This is a genomic window from Shewanella pealeana ATCC 700345 (assembly GCF_000018285.1).
Taxonomy (GTDB): Bacteria; Pseudomonadota; Gammaproteobacteria; order Enterobacterales; family Shewanellaceae; genus Shewanella; species Shewanella pealeana.
In genome coordinates this window covers 3239420-3260495 of record NC_009901.1, presented here as the reverse complement: position 1 = coordinate 3260495, position 21076 = coordinate 3239420, and the positions used below count along the sequence as shown (strand labels likewise).

Below are 21076 nucleotides of genomic sequence, written 5' to 3'. Positions count from 1 at the left end.
TCGCTAATTCACCAGGTGATTTAGATTGAAACTACATCAAACTCAACGTGTGGGTTTACGTCTGCTTCATAGTCGATACCTTCGACACCGAAACCGAACAGTTTTAGAAACTCTTCTTTGTATTCACGGTAATCAGTCAGTTCAGCTAAGTTTTCTGTGGTCACTTGTGGCCACATATCACGGCAATGCTGCTGGATCTCTTCACGAAGCTCCCAGTCGTCCAAACGTAGGCGGTTTGACTCATCCACATCTGCTGCCGTGCCATCAGCCTTAAATAGACGCTCGTTGAACATACGGCTAATCTGCTCGATACAGCCTTCATGTAGGCCTTCTGCGCGCATCTTCTTAAATACCATAGCTATGTATAGCGGCATAACAGGAATTGCAGAACTTGCTTGTGTCACAACACTCTTAAGTACCGCTACGTTTGCGCTGCCGCCAGTTACAGAAAGTTTAGTATTTAATGCGTGAGCTGCGCGGTCAAGATCCATCTTGGCCTTGCCAAGTGCGCCGTGCCAGTAGATAGGCCAAGTTAGCTCTGTACCAATGTAGCTGTAAGCAACGGTTTTGCAGTTATCGCTTAATACGCCAGCTTCAGATAAAGCCTGCATCCATAGTTCCCAATCTTCGCCGCCCATTACGGTGACTGTATCGGCTATCTCTTGCTCGGTAGCAGGCTCAACGCTCGCTTCGATGATGAGATCTTTGTTGGTGTCTACTGCAGTAGCTGTGTAAGTCTCACCGATAGGCTTGAGTGATGAACGAATAAGTTCACCGCTATCAGGCATTTTACGAACAGGTGATGCTAGCGAGTAAACCACCATATCTACTTGACCTAGGTCTTGCTTGATAAGCTCAATGGCTTTTTGCTTAGCTTCGTGGCTGAAGGCATCACAGTTGATGCTCTTAGAGTAAAGTCCTTCCGCTTTAGCAAACTTGTCAAATGCAGCCGAGTTGTACCAGCCCGCAGTACCAGGCTTAGTTTCTGTACTAGGCTTTTCAAAAAATACACCTAATGTGGCGGCATCACTACCAAAGGCAGCTGTGATGCGTGAAGACAGACCGTATCCACTTGAAGAGCCGACAACTAAGACTTTCTTAGGGCCATTAGCAATTTTACCTTTTGCCTTGGTAAAATTGATCTGCTCAAGGACGTTAGCTTCACAGCCAACAGGATGGGTCGTAGTACAAATAAAACCACGGATTCTAGGTTTGATGATCATATTTTTTGATTCTCTTAAAAAATTGTCTCTAGGATAATTAAACCGACATCAAATGGCACTCGTTTTTGTTGAAAATCGGCCTTTTTATCAGTGGTTGGAGCAGTTTGCAGGCTTTAAAGTAGCCGTTTGAGGCTTAATCCTACGGTTTATACGCGATAAAAAAGCAAGCAAATATTAGGCTATTTTTTGCGCGCAAACAGAGTTTGATCTTGAATTAGCCTTTGTGTGTACTCATGTTGAGGCTGGTTAAATAGCTGCTCTGTCGTAGCCTTCTCAACCATAACCCCTTTTTTTAGCACCATAATTTTATCACTTACGTGGCGTATGATATTCATATTATGCGATACGAATATATAAGATAGCCCCATTTCTTGCTGTAGCTCGAGCAGTAAATTAAGAATTTGCGATCTCACAGAAAGGTCCAAAGCCGTTAAAGCCTCATCAGCAATGATGATTTTTGGATCAAGCATTAAGGCGCGAGCCACTGCGACACGCTGCTTTTGGCCTTCTGAAATCATATGAGGATAAAATTCAGCATGCTCAGGCAGTAAGCCGACTTTTCTCAGCTTATCGATAACCTGTGCCTTTCGTTCGCTGCTGTCTAAATTGGTGCTGAACTTTAAAGGCTCATCTAATAACTCACCAATGGTGAGCCTTGGATTAAGTGAAGTATTAGGATCTTGAAAAATCATTCGGATCAGACGGCAGCGCTGTTTTAAATCATGCTTATCTAACGGCTCACCTTCAAAGAATATTTCGCCGCCACTCCTGATCTCTGCACCTACCAATATTCGAGCAATGGTGCTCTTGCCCGAACCCGCTTCACCAACAATCGCTAATGTTTCACCTTGGTTTAATTCAAACGATACCGGTGAAAGCGCCTTGTTATATTGACGCTTAAAACGTTTGTAGCCAGCATAATAACTCTTGCTGAGATCTGTAACTTTAAGAAGTGGAGTCGTCATTACATGGCTCACTGTTGTATGGGAAATGGCAAGCAAAATAGCGGCCTTTCTTATGGCATAGGCTTGGTTTACTGACGCATTGTTTTTGCGCCTGTGGACAGCGGGGACCCAGGCGGCAGCCGATAGGGAGATGCTGCAGAGCTGGTGCTGATCCTGGCAAGGTTTGCATCACCGATTTATGGGTAAGTCGGCCTGAGTAGTCAGGCATATTATCCAGTAATGCTTTGGTATAGGGGTGAAACGGTTGTTCAAGCACTTCGGCCGTTGGACCGGACTCCATGACTTGGCCGCAATATAAAACGGTGAGTTGGTCGCACCAACCTGATAAGGTTTCTAGTTCATGGCTAATCAACAAAATTGATACGCTGTGTAGCTGGTTAAGTTTACCCAGCAGCCTAAAGATCTGTGCCTGAGTACTGAGTTCCATCGAGTCGGTTGGCTCGTCGGCAATCAACAGGCGTGGCTGATTGGCAATGGCCATGGCAATCATTACTTTCTGGCATTCACCAGCGGAGAGCTCCCACGCGTAACTGCTCATTACTTCTTCAGTGTTCTTGATACCGACCTTATGCAGCCACTTTTGAGCCACAGCTTTTCGAGCCTTGTTACGTTTCCAAAATGAGATTTTTTTATCTTTAGGCATAGCTTCGATAAGCTGGCTGCCAACTGTGATAGCTGGATCTAAGCTGCCTGTAGGATCTTGGAAAATAACGGCTATTTCACTGCCCATTAAGTTACGTCGCTGCTTAGCCGACATATCCATTAAATTTTGACCGTCCCACATCATGCGATCGGCGGTAATTGTCCAGTTATGACCCGGCACACCTAAAATAGCACGGGCTAATAGCGTACGGCCTGAACCTGATTCACCCACTAGACCATGCAGTTCACCAGGATTAATGGTTAAGCTTACACGTTCTAGCGCCTTGACTCGTCCATGGGGGGTATCGAGTTCAATGGTGAGATTACGAATATCGAGTAATGGCATAGTATTAATTTCTGATGGGCGATAACGCCGATCTCAAACCGTCACCAACTAAGTTGATAGCCAGTACGCTACATAAAATGGCAACACCAGGGATGGTTACCGTCCATGGGGCGGTTAATAAATTATCAAGCCCTTGTGACACCATCGCTCCCCACTCTGGGCTTGGAGCCTGAGCGCCAAGGTTTAAAAATCCCAGCGCGGCAATATCTAAAATTGCGGCAGAAATTGCCAAGGTAGTTTGAATAATTACGGTTTCCCAGACGTTAGGCATGATCACGTACCAAAAAACTTGAATTGAGTTTGCCCCATCTAGCTTCGCTGCCGTAACGTAGTCTTTTTGCAACTCTTCATGTACAGCCTGATGAATAGCCCTAACAAACTGCGGCGTTAGAGCAATACCAACCGCCCAAAATACATTTTCAAGCCCAGGACCCATTATCGCGACAACCAAAATGGCTAATAGTAGCGAAGGGATGGATAAGAGCGCATCCAATAGGTGGCTCAATATCGAAGATTTTAGACCTTTCATCATCCCAGAAATGGAGCCGATAATAAAACCTACGACTAATGAAGCCAGTACGATTGCCAGCGCCATACCAAAAGTAAGGTGAGCGCCGTGAAGTAGACGACTGAAAATATCTCGACCTAAGTCATCGGTCCCGAGAAAGTGCTCAACTGTGCCGCTAGCGTCCCAAGATGGCGGTAACAGTAACGCGAGTGAGTCTTGCTGCTCTGGTGAGAAGGGCGCAATCCAAGGGCCGAAAACCGCTAAGGTAAGTATGCAACACACAGCCCAGAGACCAACAAGTGCAAATGGGTTATCGGCAAATGCCTGCCAGACTTTCTGGGTTGGAGAAAGAATATGGTCTTCTTGGTAGATCCTAATTCGCGGCATAGATCTCTTTCCTGCTTAGCGGATTATAAGCGTTATGTATGACTTCAATTAAGATACTCAAGAATATAATGGTCAGTGAAACGCCCAATACACCACCTTGAATAACGGTGTAATCTCGCTGATAAATTCCAGATACCAACCAACTGCCCACGCCGGGCCATGAGAAGATAACCTCGACAATCATGGAATAAGTGGCAAAGGTACCTAGCATTAGGCCCATATTTTTTAATACAGGGATCAATGCATTTGGTAGTGCATGACGCAGCACAATTGTGCTGGTATGTAAGCCTCTGGCTTCAGCGGCTTTAATATAGGGTAACTCCATGATGTTGAGCATGGCAGCACGAGTTATACGGACGACCACAGTAAACGGGAGTACCGCTAAGGTTATCGACGGTAAGATAATATGGAACAGTGCATCCTTAAAAGCGGAAAAACGATAGACAGAATCCCAGAGTAAGGTATCGATTAGCATAAAGCCTGTCACTGGCTCTATCTCATATAACAGATTGATCCGTCCAGAAACCGGAAGCCAACCAAGTTTAACCCCAAACCATAACGACAGTGTTAGTCCAAGCCAAAAAACAGGAATGGAGTAACCAGTTAAAGTAATTGCCATAATACTGTGCTGGGTGACCTTGTTCTTACTTAGTGAAGCAAGCACTCCAAGTGGTACACCAAGTAGCACTGCAATTAAGCCGGATACGATAGCAAGCTCAAATGACGCGGGAAGTGCCTGAGTCAGCTCTTCAATAACGGGGCGCTGCGAAGTGACCGATAGGCCTAAGTCGCCACTTAAGCGAGTTTTGGTATAGGCAAAAAATTGTTCTAGTTGACTCTCATTTAGCTGATAAGTCTGTTCGATATTTTGTAGTTGCTCTGGTGTTGGAGCAGTGATCCCGGTTAATGCAACGGCTTTATTGGTTGGAAAATAACCCGTTGTTATGAACAAGACAGCAATTAGGACAAAACTGGTTGCTATAAACAGGTTTAATCTGCGTAGGAGATAGCGGCCCATTATAGCTCCTCCTCTGATGTTATTTTCTTGGCTCGTTCAAATGAGATCCCACCAAAAGGAGTAAGCTGAGTTTGTTTAATATCTTTGCTCTTAAAGGTCAGTTGCGTGGCATGGGCAAATGTCATCATCGGCACATGCTCTGTAAATAAGGCTTCAGCTTGCTGATAGAGTACTTTACGTTCTGATTCTGATGTTGTGGCTTTTGCCTTGGCTAGAATCCGATCCAACTCAAGATTGCACCACTGAGCGCGGTTACTCGATGATTTAAGTGCATCACAACTCATCATAGGCGAGAAGAAATTATCGGGGTCGCTATTGTCTGCATTCCAACCAATCAGTACCGAGTCATAATCGTTAAGACTGAGCTTTTGGTTAAACACACTCCAATCGTAGGTCACGATATTCACTTTCACCCCAATGTTGGCCAAATCGGCCTGAATTAACTCGGCGGTTTTTAATGCATTAGGATTGTAAATTCGAGCGACGGGCATTGCCCAGATATCGATAGTTAAATTTTCGATGCCAGCATCATCTAATAACGCCCGTGCTTTTTCAGGGTTATATTGATAAGTACTTTTATTGTAGTGATAAGCCCAAGATTGCGGCGGCAGCATGCCTGTCGCCTTAATGGCCGTTTCTTGGTATACCGCGCGTAAGATATTCTGCTTATCGACGGCGTAGGCTAACGCTTGGCGTACCCGTACATCATCGAAAGGTTTTTTCTTGGTATTGAACGCCCAAAAAGCGACATTGAAGCCGAGTTGAGTGTCGAGTTCAAGATTAGGATGCTCTTTAATGACGGGCAACTCGCCCGCCTTCGGCAATGCCGATACGCTACAATCACCGGTGATCAACTTAGTTAATCTGGTACTACTTTGTGGCGTGATGTTAAACACTAGCTGTTCAAATTCCGGTAGTGTGCGCCAAAAGTTATCATTGCGATGGTAGCGGATCAGTTCGTTTTTCACATACTTTACTAGCTTAAAAGGGCCGGTACCCACGGGCTTTCTATCCAGTAGTTCCGGTGTGCCCTGAGCCAAGAGGTTATCGGCATATTCTTTAGAAAGAATGACTGAAAAACCCGTTGCTAGGTTGGAAAGGAACGAAGCGTCGCTTTGATTTAAATGAAATACCACCTCATCATCGGCGACTCTTTCAATCTGATTAATCGTTTGATTAAAGCCGATACTCTGGAAGAAGGGGTAACCTGTTTTTGAAACTCGATGATAAGGGTTGTCGGTATCTATGACGCGATTGAAAGAGAACAAGACATCATCGGCGTTAAAGAGGCGAGTCGGGCTAAATAGCGATGTTTGATGGAACTGTACCCCATGGCGCAATTTAAAGCGGTAGCTTAGACCGTCAGCAGAAGTCTCCCAAGAAGTGGCGAGCGCAGGCACTATTTCACCAGATACCGGGTCGTAATCGACTAAACTGTCGTATAACTGCTGTGAGGTGGCATCAATCGTGGTGCCAGAGGTCACCAATTGAGGATTAAAAGTCTCAGGGTTGCCTTCCGAACAATAGACTAACCCTGTCGGAACTTGCTGTGGACCACAGGCGGTGAGTAACAAGTTAATCAAAGAGATCCCAGCGATTAACTTTATTCTCTTAAGCAGCTGTTTCATTAAGCAGTCATTTTTGAACTGAACATTATTAGCTATTTTAACAGTGCCTGCTAGCTAACAGCAATTATTTATCCAGCAAGTTGTATTTCTTTAAGATCCCGCGCAGTTGATGGTAGCTTAATCCCAGCAGTTCTGCGGTTTTCTTTTGATTAAACTGACCTGCTTCCAATGCTTGTTTTAAGATCCTCACCTCACCCTGTTCGCAATGGGTTTTAAAGTCGATAGGGAAGTTTACTTTGGCGTCAGCCGCTGCACTATTGTTTGTGCTCATGTCGGCACTCGGGTTAGCACTCACTTCAGCGCTGCTATTGGTTGCGGCTGAATTCACCTCGGGTGAAACCGTTTGCTGACGCTCTTTGGTTTTAACCCGCTTTGTCGGGCGATAGGGCGAAGCGAATGGGTCGATGATAATCTGATCTATTGCGGTATTAGTCTCGGCATTTCGATAGACGCTACGCTCGACGACGTTTTTAAGCTCACGGATATTACCAGGCCACTGGTATTCCATAAGCTGCTCGATCGCATTGCAGCTAAAACCTTCAAATAGTTCAAGCTTTAGCTGTCTTGCCATACCGATAGCAAAATACTCTGCGAGCGGCATGATATCCTCAGATCTGTGTCTCAGAGGCGGTAGGGTAATAACATCGAAAGCCAGTCTATCGAGCAGATCGGGTCTAAATTCACCCGCTTCAGCCAGAGACGGAAGATCTTCGTTGGCAGCGCATACAAGACGCACGTTGGTCTGAACCGTTTTACTCCCCCCGACCCGTTCAAACTCGCCGTATTCAATGACCCGTAACAGTTTCTCTTGAATGAGTCCTGAGGTGTTAGCGAGCTCATCTAAAAACAGCGTACCGCCGTCGGCGCGTTCAAAACGACCTTCATGCTTTTTACTGGCTCCAGTAAATGCACCAGCGTCATGGCCAAAGAGTTCACTTTCGAGTAAGTTTTCACTTAAGGATGAGCAGTTAAGTTTGATAAAGCTCTGATCCCAGCGTTTAGATAAGTAGTGTAATCGCTCGGCGATAAGCTCTTTACCTGTGCCACGCTCACCAATAATTAACACCGGTTTAGACAGTGGCGCCACTTGTGAAATATGTTCAAGGACTTCCAATAAGGCATTGGACTGTCCGATAAGATTATCTTGCTGAAATTGATTGCCCACAGTAAGTTTTAGTCTTTCACGCTAATAATTGGTGAAAATAATAATATGATGCTCAGATTATAAATGAAAGAAAAAGTTAATAAATTGTTTAAGTGCCTGTATAGTATTGGAAAGTTAAAGTTGGCACGGAATATGGATTGTAATTATCGAATCCAACGTTAATTAGAGGAAAATATTATGGGAATCTTTTCACGCTTTGCAGACATCATTAACTCGAATATCAGCGCATTACTCGATAAGGCTGAAGATCCAGAGAAAATGGTTCGTCTGATCATCCAAGAGATGGAAGATACGTTAGTTGAAGTGCGCTCTACCTCAGCAAAAGTATTAGCCGAGAAAAAAGAGATCATTCGTCGTATAGCAAAAGTACAAGAGCAAGTACAAGATTGGGAAAGCAAAGCCGAATTAGCTTTGTCTAAAGACCGTGAAGATCTTGCTAAGGCCGCGTTAGTTGAAAAGCAAAAAGCCAATGACCTAGCACAAACCCTTGCCGCCGAGTTGGTTGTAGTTGAAGAGCACATCCTACGCCTTAAAGACGAAGTGAACTTACTGCAAGAGAAGCTTGCCGACGCTAAAGCGCGCCAAAAGACAATTATCATGCGCAAGCAGACTGCTTCATCGCGTTTAGAGGTGAAAAAGCAGCTTGATTCTAGCAAGATTGACAATGCAATGAGCAAGTTTGAGCAATATGAGCGCCGCGTAGAAAGCCTTGAGTCGCAGGTTGATTCTTATGACTTGGGTAATAAGAAGACGCTTAATGATGAATTTGCAGCCCTAGAAGCTGAAGACTCAGTCAATGCAGAGCTCGAAGCGCTTAAGGCGAAAATGAAGGGAAGTAAGACTAAAGCTAAGTAATAAACAAGATCAGAGGTGAGTTATGAACATGGATATTTTGATGGCCCCAATTATTATCTTTTTAATAATCGTGGCTCCGATATGGCTAATTCTTCATTACCGCAGTAAGCGACAAGTTAGCCAGGGACTTACTGAAGAAGAGTTTAGCCAGTTAAATGAGTTAATTGCTAAGGCTGACAAGATGTCACAGCGCATCGAAACCTTAGAAGCCATCTTAGATAGTGAGGCGCCGCAGTGGAGGAATCGAAATGATTAATCGGAATCGATTCACTGCAATAGGTAAACGTCACTATTTAGTTAACTAAGCAAGGAGGAAGTTAGAGATGAACGAAGGCAACAGAACGTTATATCGAATTCCTCAGTCGGGTAAAATTGCGGGTGTTTGCGCAGGAATTGCAGATTACTTTAATTTTGAAACTTGGCTAGTCAGAGTACTTGCCGCCTCAATCTTCTTATTGGGTGGCTCTGGGATTGTATTGATTATCTATGTGTTACTTTGGATGATCTTAGATATTAAGCCCGGAACTGGCAAGAATGAGTCAAGCAAAGAAATTGGACTAAAGAAGAAGGTTTGGCAGTCAGGTGAACCCGCTAAAATGGCATTAAGGGATGTGAATAGCCAGTTTAGGTCGCTAGAAGTTCGATTACAGAACTTAGAGCGTCACGTGACTTCTGATAACTATGACCTTAAAGATCAAATCAACAATCTATAGCTCAACTATATATAGTTCAATGAAGGGGCAGGCTATACTGCCCTAGAACTTCCTCAAACAGGTTTCACTTCATTATATGGCGAGTCTTAAACAGTCACTCAAAAAGCTCGGCAAGAATACTCAAGCCGTTGCGCTAAGAACCACAGATAGAAATTTGCGATTAGCGGTCACAGGGTTAGCTGGAGCGGGTAAAACAGCCTTTATTACAGGCTTAGTCAATCAGTTATTACATTCCGGCATTGCAGAGACAGGCTCCCAATTACCTTTATGGCAAGTGGCTAGAGACGGTAGGCTTTATGGCGTTAAACGCGATATGCAGCCAGACTTAACCATTCCAAGCTTTAATTATGACGCGGCGATTAAGTCGTTAACTACTGAACCGCAAACTTGGCCAGTTTCTACCCGAAATATTAGTGAGCTACGACTCGCCATTAAGTATCGCCCAGCCAAAGGCCTGTTGTCGAAACTGACCGATAGCGCCACCTTGTATCTTGATATTGTCGATTATCCAGGTGAGTGGCTACTGGATCTACCTATGCTAAAGCTATCCTTCCAGCAGTGGTCAAATACTCAAGTGCAAAGAAAGGCAGTATTCGAACGTTCTGAATATTTTAGCGCATTCTCCAAGGCACTCAATGATGTAGAACTCGCCAGTCCTGCCGATGAGCTTAAGCTGCAACAGATTGCCGAACTGTACCAGAAAGTATTGCAAGACTGCGTCAGTAACCATGGGTTCTATTATGCCCAACCGGGGCGTTTATTGTTACCTGGTGAACTAGATGGCACGCCTGTACTCGCTTTATTTCCATTGCTTAATATAGGCGACGCTGAGTTTCAGTCGCTTGAGCAGTCTGTCGCTAATAGTTTTTACCACACATTAAAGCAGCGCTATAAAGGATATGTGGCAAGGGTGGTTAAACCTTTTTATCAAGATTACTTTGCAAAGTTTGATAGGCAGCTGGTATTGGTCGATTGCTTTAGTCCGCTAAACCGTGGACGTGCCCAGTTTGATGATATGAAGTCAGCTATTCACGCTGTGATGGAGAGCTTCCACTTTGGGCAATCGAGTTTATTAAAACGACTATTTGCACCCAAGATTGATAAATTATTGTTTGCTGCGAGTAAAGTTGATCATGTAACCCGTGATCAGCAGGGCAATGTATTGTCACTGCTGAGCCAGCTTGTGCATCAAAGCCAACAGTATGCCAAGTTCGCAGGCTGCGAAGTCGAGACAATGGCAATCAGTGCCATTAAGTCGACCAGTCATGGCATGGTGAAGCAAGATGGCAAAGAGATTGAGGTGGTTCGCGGTATTGAACTCGCTAAGCGACAGCCAGTGACCCTGTTTCCCGGTGAGGTGCCAAAATCTCTGCCCACTTCCGACTTTTGGGATAAACAGGGGTTTGAGTTTATTAATTTTGCTCCGGCAACCAATCAAAATACCCAGCGCAGTAATGCCGACTTTGAACATATTCGATTAGATCATGTGTTGCAGTACTTGCTGGGCGATAAATTAAAGTGATTTTTAGTAAGTGAGTTTTTATGTCACAAGGTGATAATTCCATAAGAAAGCAGCAGCGATTTGACAGCGATGCCAATGAGCCTGAATCGAAACTTGCTCACTCTGTTAGCTTCGAGGCGCAGGTCGATTTTATTGAGGCTGAAGCGGAGCCTGAGCTAGAGCTTAAAGCAAATGCAGAGCTTGATTCGCTGGTCGAGCAGCGTTTATCCAATTTCGAATCAATAGCCCCACAGAAACCTGGCAAAACCAAGCGTAACTGGCTTGCCAGGATCAGTTTAACGGGCGTTGCTATCGTTATCGCAGTAGAAGCATTTCTTGGTCTACAGGCTGCTTTTGTGCAAAGCAGTTGGTTATTTGGGCTTTACGCCAGTGTGACTGGGGTCGTATTACTTTGGGCCGCCAAGGTGACTTTTGTTGAATGGCGTAAGTTAAAGGCGCTTAAGCATATCGAAGACACACAAACTGTCGGCAAGCGTCTAGTTCACAGTATGCAGATGGGGGAGGCCGATCCCTTTATCGATGAGATAGTCGCAAAATTGCCAAAGACTGCAGAACTGACAAAGTTTCAACAAAATAACACGCCAGAGCATAACGATGCCGAGAAATTGATGTTGTTCGACTCTATCGTGTTAACCGAACGAGATTTAGTGGCTAAGAAAATCGTACGCCGATTTGCCCAGGAGTCAGCGTTGCTATTGGCTGCTAGCCCTCTAGCAGTATTGGACATGGCGATTATTCTTTGGCGTAACCAGAGCATGATCAATAAGATTGCCGATTGCTATGGGATAGAGTTGGGTTACTGGAGCAGAATAAAGCTTATTCGTAGCATTATTGGCAATATTATCTATGCAGGTTCCAGTGAGATTATTACCGATTTAGGCACTCAGTTATTGTCGGTAGAAATGTCTGGTAAGTTATCGGCTAGACTTGGGCAAGGGCTAGGTGGTGGATTACTAACGGCAAGGCTCGGCTATCAAGCGATGGCATTATGTCGTCCGCTTGAGTTTAATCAACAATCAAAGCCTAAGCTTTCAGGGATCCATAAAGAGCTGCTACTCAGTTTAAAAGAGCTATCATCGAGTGTACTGTCTAAAACCGTTAAGGCGGAGAAGGCCAAAGTCCATAAAGATTAACTCTTTTTAAAAGCTAAACTGGAGTATTTAAGCTACAACTTACTACAGCGAAAGCTCAATAAGATTAGACGAATCACAGAAAGCTCTGTTCATAATAGGCCGCCAAGCTGCGGCCTAGTAAATCTATATCCTGCCCTTGCAACCCTTCGAACGTAACAATCACTTTACAATCTAGTTAAGGCAAATTGTATCTAAATAGTATGATCTTTATCCAGACTAGTTCATCTTGATTGTGGAACTAACACCAACCTTTGTTGTTTCAATTGTTCTTCTGAATGGGTTGGCAAATTGATTTGAGATTGAAGAGATAAAGCTGACATTCACAACGATTAAAAGGTCAGTGCATCTCAATCCGGGAGAGCAATATGCAAGATAGATGGCAATTAGCCACAAAAGTGATCCATGCTGGGCGTGAGGCTAATGAGTCTGGCGCACTCGTGACACCTTTGTGCCAGAGTGCGACCTTTGTATTTGAGACCGCAGAGCAGGGCGGAGCAAGGTTTGCGGGTGATGAGCAAGGTTATATCTATACCCGCTTGGGTAACCCGACGACGGCGGAGCTTGAGCGTAAAATTGCCGCACTCGAGGGAAGCGATGCTGCGGCTGCTACTGCATCGGGAATGGCGGCGGTTTCTGCAGCCTTGCTGGCAAACTTAAGCCATGGCGATCATTTAGTGGCATCCCATGCTGTTTATGGCTGCACCTTTTCCCTTATGACCTCACAACTCGTTAAGTTTGGTATCGAGGTGACGCTAGTTAACTTTAGCGACGAAACAGAGATTAAAGCGGCAATAAAGCCCAATACCAAAGTGATATTTTGTGAGACACCGGTAAACCCTCATCTCGATGTGTACAACCTCGATCTGATAGCTGCCATAGCTAAGCAACACAATTTAGTGAGTGTGGTGGATAACACCTTTATGACACCACTACTGCAACAACCGATTAAGCATGGCATCGATATTGTTATTCACAGTGCAACAAAGTACCTCAATGGTCACGGTGATGTTATCGCTGGGCTTATTTGTGCCAGCGTTGAACAGATGGAAGTGATTAAGTTTGAAATACTGAAAGATGTTGGCGCGGTGATTTCGCCCCACGATGCCTGGTTAATTCTACGTGGATTAAAAACCTTAGACGTCCGATTAACCCGACACTGTGATAATGCCGAGAAAGTCGCAAGTTACCTTGAGGGTCACCCGAAAGTGTCCAAAGTGTACTACCCGGGTCTTGAAAGTCATCCTGGACATTCGCTTATAGGCACCCAGATGCGTAGGGGCGGAGGCGTAATAGCCTTCGAGCTAGAAGCAAGTCTTGAACAATCCATCGCATTCATTAATCGATTATCACTGTTTTCTATCGCCGTCAGTCTTGGTGATGCGGAGTCATTAATTCAGCACCCAGCATCAATGACACATTCACCATACAGTGAAGATGAACGTATTAAGGCAGGTATTAAAGATAACTTACTGAGGATTTCTGTGGGCTTAGAATCGGTAGAAGATATTATTCAGGCTCTGGAAGATGGCCTAGCGAGTGTAGAGTAGCGGAGAAAGTTGAACACTTGGTACGCAAGTAGTGAAACAGAAATTAGCCCTGCCAAAGATAAGCAGGGCTAATAGTTTGAACCTAGCTTTTAGATTTCCCAGAAAGTATGAGCGATGATATAGAGCACAACCATACTGATAAAGTTGATGATTACGCCTGCCTTCATCATCTCAGATTGCTTAATATAACCAGAGCCATAAACGATGGCGTTAGGTGGCGTGGCAACAGGCAACATAAAGGCGCAAGAGGCGGCGATACCAATCAATACTGATAGCATCACAGGTGAGAGGCCTAATGCTTCTGCTATGGCGGCAAACACGGGGACCAACAATGCTGCACTGGCGGTGTTACTGGCAAACTCCGTTAACATAACGACGAAGGCAATCACGGCGAAGGTGAACAGAGCCATATGAGTATTACCGAAAATGTCGGTGATCCAGTGTGCCAAGAAGACGCTAGTGCCAGTTGCTTTTAACACCGCACTTAAGGTTAAACCGCCACCGAAAAGAATGAGTACGCCCCAATCCGTTGTAGATTCAATTTTTTTCCACTTTACTAAGCCAAGTCCTGCTAATAGGACGACTGCGCCGAGTGCCACAATGGTATCGAATTTAGCTATTCCGCCTAAGGCCTGAGCTATGGGTTTACTAAAGATCCAGCAACAGACCGTTGAGATAAAGATAAGTAGCGTAAGTTTGCCTTGGAAAGTGAGCGATTGCTTCTCTGTTTTGACTTCGCAGATCATGGATAGATCGGGTTTAAGATACAGGTAGAGTGCAATAAGCATCATAGGCAGCATGATGGCGACAGTTATTAGACCGAATTCAAGCCAATCGGCAAATGAAAGACCCACCTGAGCCGCAGCAATAGCATTTGGTGGACTGCCGACTAATGTACCAATGCCACCAATGTTTGCCGAATAGGCGATACCCAGAAGTAAAAACAGGTAGGTGCTCTTATGCTGCTTGATGTCGATTTGATGCAAGATCCCAAGTGCCAGCGGTAGCATCATCGCGGTTGTTGCTGTGTTGCTAATCCACATGGAAAGACCAGCCGTGATCCCAAATAACATCACACAAGCGACAGATAATCGACCTTTCGAGGCTCCCAGAACTTTTTGGGCGATTAACTTATCGATACCTTGATGATTCAGTGCGGCTGCTAACACGAAGCCACCGAAGAAAAGGTAAATAATAGGGTTAGCAAAGTTGCTCATGGCTGCTTGAGTTTCGAATACACCAAGTAGAACCGCTAAAATAGGTATTAAAATTGCGGTGACACTGATATGGATTGCTTCGGTTAGCCACAATATCGCCGCAAATACGAGCATCGCCAGACCTGTATTGACGCCCTGCTCAAAGGGAAGAAAGTTATACATCAAAAATAACAATAGAATATCAGCAGCTAGAATGATCAAATTCTTCTGCTGTTTTGACATTTTACCATCGGTATTATCAGGTACTTTGGTTGATTCGAATGACATTGGAATGTCTCTTATTATTTTAAGTTGCGCCACTCTAGTCTAGGTTTACTGAAGTTCAAAATTTTAAACTAGGTCAAAAACTTTCAAGTTTGACCTCGGTTTGTTGTGTTGCCCGTCATGATTATTGCAGTGATGTGATGTTTGTCACTATTGGTTGTTTTGTTATTCCGAAATTTTTCCATCAAAGCAGCGCTCAAGACGGTAGCGGCGCAAGTTACTGAAAGTTAGAGATTATGCTTTCGGTGTGATCGCGATCACTTTAGGTTGGCTTCTGGTGTGATGGTTATCGATTATTGGCAAAAATCGAGGTCGTGATCTACATTAGGTTCGTGGCCAAGGAAAAAGGATTGCGGCCATACCTTAAAGGATAAACAAAAGGAGTTTACTATGTATAAAGTGTTTTTGTCTGTTTTATGCCTATCTAGTTTATTAATATTCCCCGCAGCTGCGGAAACCCAAGTTACCGAAAAGCCCGCCTCCCAATCGCAAGCTAAGCAATCAGTAGCTAAGTCAGAGTTGGTTAAGATCAATAGCGCAACGGCTGCAGAGTTATCGTCGCTTAATGGCATAGGAGAGGCTAAGGCTACGGCTATTGTTGAATATCGCAAAGCCCACGGTAATTTCAGTTCTGTTGAAGAGCTAACTAATGTAAAGGGGATCGGTGAAAAGCTGGTTGATAAAAATCGCAGTCAGTTAAGCCTCTAACAAAATAACTTAGTTATTAGCCATAAAAGCCCTTTTTTAAGGGCTTTTGTTTATAGAATCATCGATTAGACCTAATCTGGGTAAACTTAGACGATAATCACTTGATTGATGGGGATGCATGATAGATAATGCAGCCGTTCTTTAGAGTAACACTCCTAAAGAAATCAGTGGTGACCCTAGGGTCCCTCCGCAATGATAACTTGTGAACTCGGCCAGGCCTGGAAGGGAGCAACCGCAGCAAGTGACTCATGTGCCGGAGTGCGGCTCTAGGGGAGCCTCCAAAACTCCCCCTTATTTGTAACACCTCAAAAATAACTCTTTGTTTTCATACTCTTTTTAATGCTAGTTTAACTAACATTATCAGTTCCATTAAGCTTTTTTCATATAAGTCAGCCTAGTTGTACAATTCGTGTGTACCACCTCATATTGCTAATGTTATCAATACGCGGCTTTACTGACGGTACAAAAAACTCTTAAGTCATAACGGCTAATGTCTTTGCTGCTGGATATTGACTCCGCAAGACGCCATAAACTCATCCCTGAGGGCTTAACTACAGCATCCATGCTGCAGATCCTTGCTCGTTCAATATCAAGCCGCTCTTCATTGGGCTGAAACTGTCCGTACCTTATATAATCATTAATGATGCAGTTATCTAACGCTGGTTTTTTGAACCTAGTGATACCTAAGTGTGAGCCCTGCTCGTTATAGTGCTTATGAGCGAAGGTGCTAGAGGCTGAACTTATGCTTAAAATTCGTCTTTGTGTTGTATTTGGACGAGCTAGGCGGGGGAACTAGCTGAGGCCTTATTATTAAAAGACCTCAAGCAAATTTGTGATATTTTTTTACGAGAACCTGAGAGCTATCTATAGCATTTAAATATTGATGCTGCGTAGCGCATGAGGATATCTAGTTTGGAGATGACTCTCTTAGTAATCTCAAGATATGTTCAGAGTAGTCGATTATGCCTTTCTGAATTAAGGCTTGAATTCCAAATTCGTGTTGCTGATGCTCAAAATAATCCACAAGTTGCTCTAAAAGGTTTCCTGAATAGTCTTTAGCACACTTCAACCGTTTTAGTTCAATCACTGACAGATTTGATATGAAATCTACTGTGTGATCATGTTCATTTTCCATATCAAAAAGGTATCGAACTCTTATACTCTTTTGATCTAGAGAGCTCTTAGCTATATGAATATTATAGTTTCTTAGTAGGTTGAACATGTGGTAAAGGGCATCATTGCTCTTGTAGACGCTGTATAGGTGTTTAGGGATATGAGGCATCGAATCACTGAGTACATCTACAATGCCGGTAAACTCCGCTAAAGCCGCTCGTAAATAAGCAGACTTTCTTGGTTCTGAAGTAATTTGATATGAGTCAGAGTTATCATATGCCATTGTGGCCATATAGAGAGCTGCACTGAATCGATCATAGAAAGCTGGAAACTCTTTTAAATCTTCACCAATGAGAGGCTTTAAAAGGTACCCTTGTTCTATACGTGTGCTTGTCTCAAAATTAATGTTCAAAGGCAACCCCTTCAGTTAGACCAGATGGTGCAATTTAACCACTTGATATTATATCTAAAATGTTAAGGCTGTAATATGTCTAGGCTAGCAATAGTGACGCTGAATTATGCTATTAAACGAATAAGTTAGAGCAGCAAAATTGGTTCCTGCTTAGGTTGCAGAATTATTTACTTGTAGACCGTCAAAATGAGTGATGCAAACAGTGCGAAATTAACGACTTAACCCCATTGGGGCATTTCTGAACTAGTTAATGGGGACTTATCTCGCACCGCAATGATAACTTGTAACCATAAATAAGTTGCTACAGCTTATTAGCACTTTTTAAAAACGCCCGCGACTTCTCTAGGGCTTGCTGAATTTCGGCTTTCATCTGTTGCAGTTCGTTGTAGTCTTCGAAGAAGTAGGTATCGACTAAATGGCGGATGTAACGCACGGGCAGTTGGTTGAGGGTGACACAACAGAGATCGGCTAAATAGTCTTCTGGCAGCTCATCAAGTAAGCCTTCATCAGAAAGTTGCTCGAGTAGTAGCACTTCGTAGTAGTTTCTTATCTCTAATTGCATATAACGCTCCTTGTTTGGTGGCTATAAAGCCACGACATGACGTTTAACTTGTTGACTGCCAAAAATTATTTGCCGCAATAAACACTTGGCTATGTCGAACACTTAGCTGTGTCGAATCTCTACTGTATCCCCCTCCTATAACACACGCAATGGGTATTTGTGCTGTTTTAGCTTGATGGATGACTTCTAAGTCTCTGGCGTAGATCCCATCTGTGCTGATATTTAAATACCCCAAGTTGTCATCACTATGAATATCCACACCAGCATCGTAAATAATCAGGTCTGGCTTATGCAGTCGAATAAGGTAGGCAAGTGTCTGCTCTACAGTCTCTACGTACTCAATATCTGACGTGCCCTTATCAAGCTCGATATCGTAATCTGATTGCTGTTTTCGTGCTGGGAAGTTTTGATGGCAATGAATAGAGCAAGTGATGACATGATTTAATGATTGTGCAATCGTTGCTGTCCCGTCACCTTGATGAACATCGCAGTCGAAAATGAGCACAGTTTCAATATCATCAATTTGTTGGCTATTCACCGCCGCGAGTACGAGATCGTTAAAAATACAGTAGCCACTGCCAAACTGCTGGTGGGCATGATGGTAACCGCCGCTTAAATGAATGGCGCAGCCATGGGTTATCGCTTGCTCACAGGTCAGTGCGGTGCCTGCTACCGAATATAAGGTTCGTTCGACTAACGCTTTGCTCCACGGGAAACCAATTCGGCGCATTAATTTGCTGTCTAGTTCACCTGAAATAAAGTCTTTCACATAGCTTTGGTCGTGCAACGCTGTGAGATATTCGATGCTCGCTTTTGTGGGGGCGATAAATTGCGGTTGTTCAGCAATACCTTGCTCGAGCAGGTATTCATATAAGGCGCGGTATTTACTAATTGGAAAGCGATGAAGAGGAGGTAACGCCAGCTTGGAGTAGCTGGCGTCATAGATTAGAGGGACCATACACAATCTTGAGTAAGAACTGCTGCTAACTTAAAGCTGCTTAATTGCCCAGCTCATGAATTCTTTACGCGTTTGCTCGTCGGCTTGCAACCACCAATATTGTAGCATCTGCTCGGCTTTGGCAGCTTCTTCTGCAGAAGTCACTGGAGGCGTTGGGCTTGTTGCTGCAACTGCTGGCATGGTCGCTGTGGCAGCGGGTGATGGCTTGCTAACAGGAGCCGTTGGAATCGATGCTACTGTCGCAGCAGAACTTGTGACTGCAGCAGATTCTGCATCAACGTCAGTTGGATTATTGCCACTGAATAAGCGAGAAACGAATGACTCTTCGCCAATGTTCGTCTGGGTGACTTTATAGCTAACATTGCCTTTGTCTTCACGAGTTATGACGACTTGCGGCGCCTTAGCAAAGCTTTTTGGGTTTTTAACAAACTCACCATCGGCGGGTTTTAGCTGGTAGCTATAATCACCATCGACATCAATTGTCACCACGAAAGCATTCGACTTGATATTTGTTTCACTGTCGCTAAAGTCATCTGCAACAAGATCGTTATAACGGATGGCGATTTTATGAGTGCCTTTATCAAGCTCAATCTCAGATTTATGATTGAAAAGGCTAGTCTTTATCTCTTGACCATCAACTGCGATGTATTCGAAAGCCATTGGGATGTTGAAGTCAGCGGCAAAGGCTGCTGAAGAACCACATAGAGCAAGAAGTGCGGTAATGGTTAAACGTGGTTTCATTTTTGTTCCTTAACGATTTTGACTCTTAAAAGGTCGTTCGAATAGTTGGATGCGATCTTCAATATAGCTGGTAGCTTGCCGACACTTTCCTAGTCGACTATGCAGAGTAAGGATCTCATTCTGCAGCTTGATTTTGTCAGCACTATGACAGTTTTCAAGTGAAGATTGCAAATTTTCAATTTTTTGTTCAATAATCTTAGCCCAGTTCAAATGTTTGTTAAGTTCTTCATAGAGTTGATGGCTATTTTGCATCACATTTGAGGCGATCCAATTAAAACCACTTTCATTATGAGACTTAATTCCTCGCTTAATTGCATAAGCTCTGCGGCTACGTTTTTGCTGTTCAATTGATTTAACATTAATACTTGTGGTTGCTAGGGCACGCTTGAGTGCGCTGAATCTATCTTGTATTTTCTCGCAGCTCGACACTATGGTGTAAGGCGATCGCTTTGCCCTGAGTAGTTGCTCAAGTTGGGCAATATTTTTAGATAGTTGATCGATACACGGCTGGAGCTGGCCGCCAACCTGAATAAATAGCTCATTATTGAAACGTTCGACATCCAGCATCATCTTGCGTTGTCCCGGTGGCAAGCGAGAATCGTGCTGTAATACCTCTTGCTCTAATTGCTTAAGTTGTAACTTGAGCTTTTGAACTAATTCGTTGGTTGTCATAACCAAGCACTCCAAACTAACTGCGCTGCTATTAATAGTATAACGGTAATGAAAATCGGACGAATAAAGGGTAGGCCAAACTTAATAGCCGAATGTGCACCTATATAAGAGCCTGCCATCATGCAAACTCCCATGGATAAGCCTATGGCAAAATTCACCTTTCCTAACGCGATAAAAATAATCAAGGAGGTTAAGTTACTGGTAAAGGTCATGGCTCTGGCGAGTCCACAACTATATAGCAAAGGCAGTTTGTGTAACCCGGTGCTCGATACTGTCCAGAATGCGCCGATGCCGGGCCCTGCAAAGCCGTCGTAAAAACCCAGTGGTAACCCCTGTAACCACTGTTTCATTTTGTTTTTTGGCTTTTGCGGAGATTTATGGTTGCTATCGCCCATGGCATTGGGTTGAAACAAGGTATAGAGAGCAATGGCTATGATCATGATGGGTAGCCACTTTTCTAGCCATTGATTATCGATATGATAAACGATGAAGGTACCGATTACCGCGCCAATAAAAGTGGCGATAAAGGTGTGGTACCACAAAGAGGGAGAAAATAGTCTCTGTTTATAATAAGTGTAAGCCGCCATCGATGAGCCAAAACTCGCAGCAAGCTTATTGGTTCCTAGCGCCAGATGGGGAGGAACGCCCATTGTGAGTAGTGCGGGAATCGAAAGTAGTCCACCGCCGCCTGATACGGCATCGATAAACCCAGCAATAAATCCCACTAATGCGAGTATGGCCCAACTACTAGGGTCGAGAAGTAAATCCAAAACTTGT

Annotated in this window: 21 protein-coding genes and 1 other RNA gene; 8 read left to right on the top strand and 14 right to left on the bottom strand. The window is 44.0% G+C overall.

All coding sequences use genetic code 11. From position 1 onward, the window contains the following. Positions 1-20 precede the first annotated feature (20 nt). The 7 genes from fabV to pspF form a co-directional block, all read right to left on the bottom strand. Positions 21-1223 (bottom strand): enoyl-ACP reductase FabV, encoded by a 1203-nt coding sequence (gene fabV, locus SPEA_RS14170; RefSeq protein WP_012155902.1) that lies wholly within the window; start codon positions 1221-1223, stop codon positions 21-23. Positions 1224-1402: 179 nt separating this feature from the next. Continuing rightward, a complete protein-coding gene (locus SPEA_RS14165; protein ID WP_012155901.1) occupies positions 1403-2188 on the bottom strand; it encodes an ATP-binding cassette domain-containing protein in 786 nt (261 codons plus the stop codon). After that, positions 2169-3176: a peptide ABC transporter ATP-binding protein gene (locus SPEA_RS14160; RefSeq protein ID WP_012155900.1), complete on the bottom strand. Its 1008-nt coding sequence runs from the start codon at positions 3174-3176 to the stop codon at positions 2169-2171. Before SPEA_RS14160 ends, SPEA_RS14165 begins: the two co-directional genes overlap by 20 nt. A gap of 4 nt (positions 3177-3180) precedes the next feature. Further along, a complete protein-coding gene (locus SPEA_RS14155; RefSeq protein ID WP_012155899.1) occupies positions 3181-4071 on the bottom strand; it encodes an ABC transporter permease subunit in 891 nt (296 codons plus the stop codon). Further along, positions 4058-5089, bottom strand: a complete 1032-nt coding sequence (locus SPEA_RS14150; protein ID WP_012155898.1) for an ABC transporter permease — start codon at positions 5087-5089, stop codon at positions 4058-4060. Before SPEA_RS14150 ends, SPEA_RS14155 begins: the two co-directional genes overlap by 14 nt. Next, positions 5089-6717, bottom strand: a complete 1629-nt coding sequence (locus tag SPEA_RS14145) for an ABC transporter substrate-binding protein (protein WP_012155897.1) — start codon at positions 6715-6717, stop codon at positions 5089-5091. Before SPEA_RS14145 ends, SPEA_RS14150 begins: the two co-directional genes overlap by 1 nt. 64 nt (positions 6718-6781) lie before the next feature. Further along, positions 6782-7882 carry a phage shock protein operon transcriptional activator gene (gene pspF / locus SPEA_RS14140; protein ID WP_012155896.1) on the bottom strand — a complete coding sequence of 367 codons (1101 nt, stop codon included), beginning with the start codon at positions 7880-7882 and terminating at the stop codon, positions 6782-6784. A gap of 177 nt (positions 7883-8059) precedes the next feature. Between pspF and pspA the strand changes: the two genes are divergently transcribed. The 6 genes from pspA to SPEA_RS14110 all read left to right on the top strand — a co-directional run bounded on the left by pspA (position 8060) and on the right by SPEA_RS14110 (position 13652). Continuing rightward, on the top strand, positions 8060-8737 hold the full coding sequence (gene pspA, locus SPEA_RS14135; protein ID WP_012155895.1) for a phage shock protein PspA: 678 nt from the start codon (positions 8060-8062) through the stop codon (positions 8735-8737). Between the two features lie 22 nt (positions 8738-8759). Continuing rightward, positions 8760-8993, top strand: coding sequence for an envelope stress response membrane protein PspB (gene pspB / locus SPEA_RS14130; protein ID WP_086024315.1), 234 nt, complete (start codon positions 8760-8762; stop codon positions 8991-8993). Between the two features lie 67 nt (positions 8994-9060). Beyond that, a complete protein-coding gene (gene pspC / locus SPEA_RS14125) occupies positions 9061-9450 on the top strand; it encodes an envelope stress response membrane protein PspC (protein ID WP_012155893.1) in 390 nt (129 codons plus the stop codon). 76 nt (positions 9451-9526) lie between these two features. Then, entirely contained in the window at positions 9527-10972 is a 1446-nt protein-coding gene (locus SPEA_RS14120; protein WP_012155892.1) for a YcjX family GTP-binding protein, read from the top strand. A 20-nt stretch (positions 10973-10992) separates the two neighbouring features. Then, the gene (locus SPEA_RS14115; protein WP_012155891.1) at positions 10993-12105 is read left to right on the top strand and encodes a TIGR01620 family protein; all 1113 of its coding nucleotides are present in this window, start codon (positions 10993-10995) and stop codon (positions 12103-12105) included. Positions 12106-12470: 365 nt separating this feature from the next. Further along, positions 12471-13652 carry a trans-sulfuration enzyme family protein gene (locus tag SPEA_RS14110; RefSeq protein WP_012155890.1) on the top strand — a complete coding sequence of 394 codons (1182 nt, stop codon included), beginning with the start codon at positions 12471-12473 and terminating at the stop codon, positions 13650-13652. An 89-nt stretch (positions 13653-13741) separates the two neighbouring features. On the opposite strand, the gene SPEA_RS14105 is transcribed toward SPEA_RS14110, so the two are convergent. Beyond that, entirely contained in the window at positions 13742-15091 is a 1350-nt protein-coding gene (locus SPEA_RS14105; RefSeq protein ID WP_398353676.1) for an SLC13 family permease, read from the bottom strand. Between the two features lie 432 nt (positions 15092-15523). Between SPEA_RS14105 and SPEA_RS14100 the strand changes: the two genes are divergently transcribed. Both SPEA_RS14100 and ffs read left to right on the top strand, forming a co-directional pair. Beyond that, positions 15524-15841 carry a ComEA family DNA-binding protein gene (locus SPEA_RS14100; RefSeq protein ID WP_012155888.1) on the top strand — a complete coding sequence of 106 codons (318 nt, stop codon included), beginning with the start codon at positions 15524-15526 and terminating at the stop codon, positions 15839-15841. A 176-nt stretch (positions 15842-16017) separates the two neighbouring features. Next, an RNA gene (gene ffs, locus SPEA_RS22805) (signal recognition particle sRNA small type) lies at positions 16018-16114 on the top strand. A gap of 634 nt (positions 16115-16748) precedes the next feature. On the opposite strand, the gene SPEA_RS14095 is transcribed toward ffs, so the two are convergent. The 6 genes from SPEA_RS14095 to SPEA_RS14070 all read right to left on the bottom strand — a co-directional run bounded on the left by SPEA_RS14095 (position 16749) and on the right by SPEA_RS14070 (position 21069). Further along, a complete protein-coding gene (locus SPEA_RS14095; RefSeq protein ID WP_041410979.1) occupies positions 16749-17366 on the bottom strand; it encodes a hypothetical protein in 618 nt (205 codons plus the stop codon). Between the two features lie 301 nt (positions 17367-17667). Beyond that, on the bottom strand, positions 17668-17928 hold the full coding sequence (locus SPEA_RS14090; protein WP_012155887.1) for a late competence development ComFB family protein: 261 nt from the start codon (positions 17926-17928) through the stop codon (positions 17668-17670). 43 nt (positions 17929-17971) lie between these two features. Next, positions 17972-18886: a histone deacetylase family protein gene (locus SPEA_RS14085; protein WP_012155886.1), complete on the bottom strand. Its 915-nt coding sequence runs from the start codon at positions 18884-18886 to the stop codon at positions 17972-17974. A 30-nt stretch (positions 18887-18916) separates the two neighbouring features. Continuing rightward, positions 18917-19627 carry a DUF2057 domain-containing protein gene (locus SPEA_RS14080; protein WP_012155885.1) on the bottom strand — a complete coding sequence of 237 codons (711 nt, stop codon included), beginning with the start codon at positions 19625-19627 and terminating at the stop codon, positions 18917-18919. A 9-nt stretch (positions 19628-19636) separates the two neighbouring features. Continuing rightward, positions 19637-20299 carry a primosomal replication protein gene (locus SPEA_RS14075; RefSeq protein WP_012155884.1) on the bottom strand — a complete coding sequence of 221 codons (663 nt, stop codon included), beginning with the start codon at positions 20297-20299 and terminating at the stop codon, positions 19637-19639. Beyond that, positions 20296-21069, bottom strand: coding sequence for a sulfite exporter TauE/SafE family protein (locus tag SPEA_RS14070; protein ID WP_012155883.1), 774 nt, complete (start codon positions 21067-21069; stop codon positions 20296-20298). The genes SPEA_RS14075 and SPEA_RS14070 overlap by 4 nt, the downstream gene beginning before the upstream one ends. Positions 21070-21076: the final 7 nt, after the last annotated feature.

Excerpts from the sequence above, each read along its gene's own strand:
- fabV (WP_012155902.1), bottom strand. The coding sequence starts at position 1,223 with ATGATCATCAAACCTAGAATCCGTGGTTTTATTTGTACTACGACCCAT.
- SPEA_RS14165 (WP_012155901.1), bottom strand. The coding sequence starts at position 2,188 with ATGACGACTCCACTTCTTAAAGTTACAGATCTCAGCAAGAGTTATTAT.
- SPEA_RS14160 (WP_012155900.1), bottom strand. The coding sequence starts at position 3,176 with ATGCCATTACTCGATATTCGTAATCTCACCATTGAACTCGATACCCCC.
- SPEA_RS14155 (WP_012155899.1), bottom strand. The coding sequence starts at position 4,071 with ATGCCGCGAATTAGGATCTACCAAGAAGACCATATTCTTTCTCCAACC.
- SPEA_RS14150 (WP_012155898.1), bottom strand. The coding sequence starts at position 5,089 with ATGGGCCGCTATCTCCTACGCAGATTAAACCTGTTTATAGCAACCAGT.
- SPEA_RS14145 (WP_012155897.1), bottom strand. The coding sequence starts at position 6,717 with ATGAAACAGCTGCTTAAGAGAATAAAGTTAATCGCTGGGATCTCTTTG.
- pspA (WP_012155895.1), top strand. The coding sequence starts at position 8,060 with ATGGGAATCTTTTCACGCTTTGCAGACATCATTAACTCGAATATCAGC.
- pspB (WP_086024315.1), top strand. The coding sequence starts at position 8,760 with ATGAACATGGATATTTTGATGGCCCCAATTATTATCTTTTTAATAATC.
- pspC (WP_012155893.1), top strand. The coding sequence starts at position 9,061 with ATGAACGAAGGCAACAGAACGTTATATCGAATTCCTCAGTCGGGTAAA.
- SPEA_RS14120 (WP_012155892.1), top strand. The coding sequence starts at position 9,527 with ATGGCGAGTCTTAAACAGTCACTCAAAAAGCTCGGCAAGAATACTCAA.
- SPEA_RS14115 (WP_012155891.1), top strand. The coding sequence starts at position 10,993 with ATGTCACAAGGTGATAATTCCATAAGAAAGCAGCAGCGATTTGACAGC.
- SPEA_RS14110 (WP_012155890.1), top strand. The coding sequence starts at position 12,471 with ATGCAAGATAGATGGCAATTAGCCACAAAAGTGATCCATGCTGGGCGT.
- SPEA_RS14105 (WP_398353676.1), bottom strand. The coding sequence starts at position 15,091 with ATGTCAAAACAGCAGAAGAATTTGATCATTCTAGCTGCTGATATTCTA.
- SPEA_RS14100 (WP_012155888.1), top strand. The coding sequence starts at position 15,524 with ATGTATAAAGTGTTTTTGTCTGTTTTATGCCTATCTAGTTTATTAATA.
- SPEA_RS14090 (WP_012155887.1), bottom strand. The coding sequence starts at position 17,928 with ATGCAATTAGAGATAAGAAACTACTACGAAGTGCTACTACTCGAGCAA.
- SPEA_RS14085 (WP_012155886.1), bottom strand. The coding sequence starts at position 18,886 with ATGGTCCCTCTAATCTATGACGCCAGCTACTCCAAGCTGGCGTTACCT.
- SPEA_RS14080 (WP_012155885.1), bottom strand. The coding sequence starts at position 19,627 with ATGAAACCACGTTTAACCATTACCGCACTTCTTGCTCTATGTGGTTCT.
- SPEA_RS14075 (WP_012155884.1), bottom strand. The coding sequence starts at position 20,299 with ATGACAACCAACGAATTAGTTCAAAAGCTCAAGTTACAACTTAAGCAA.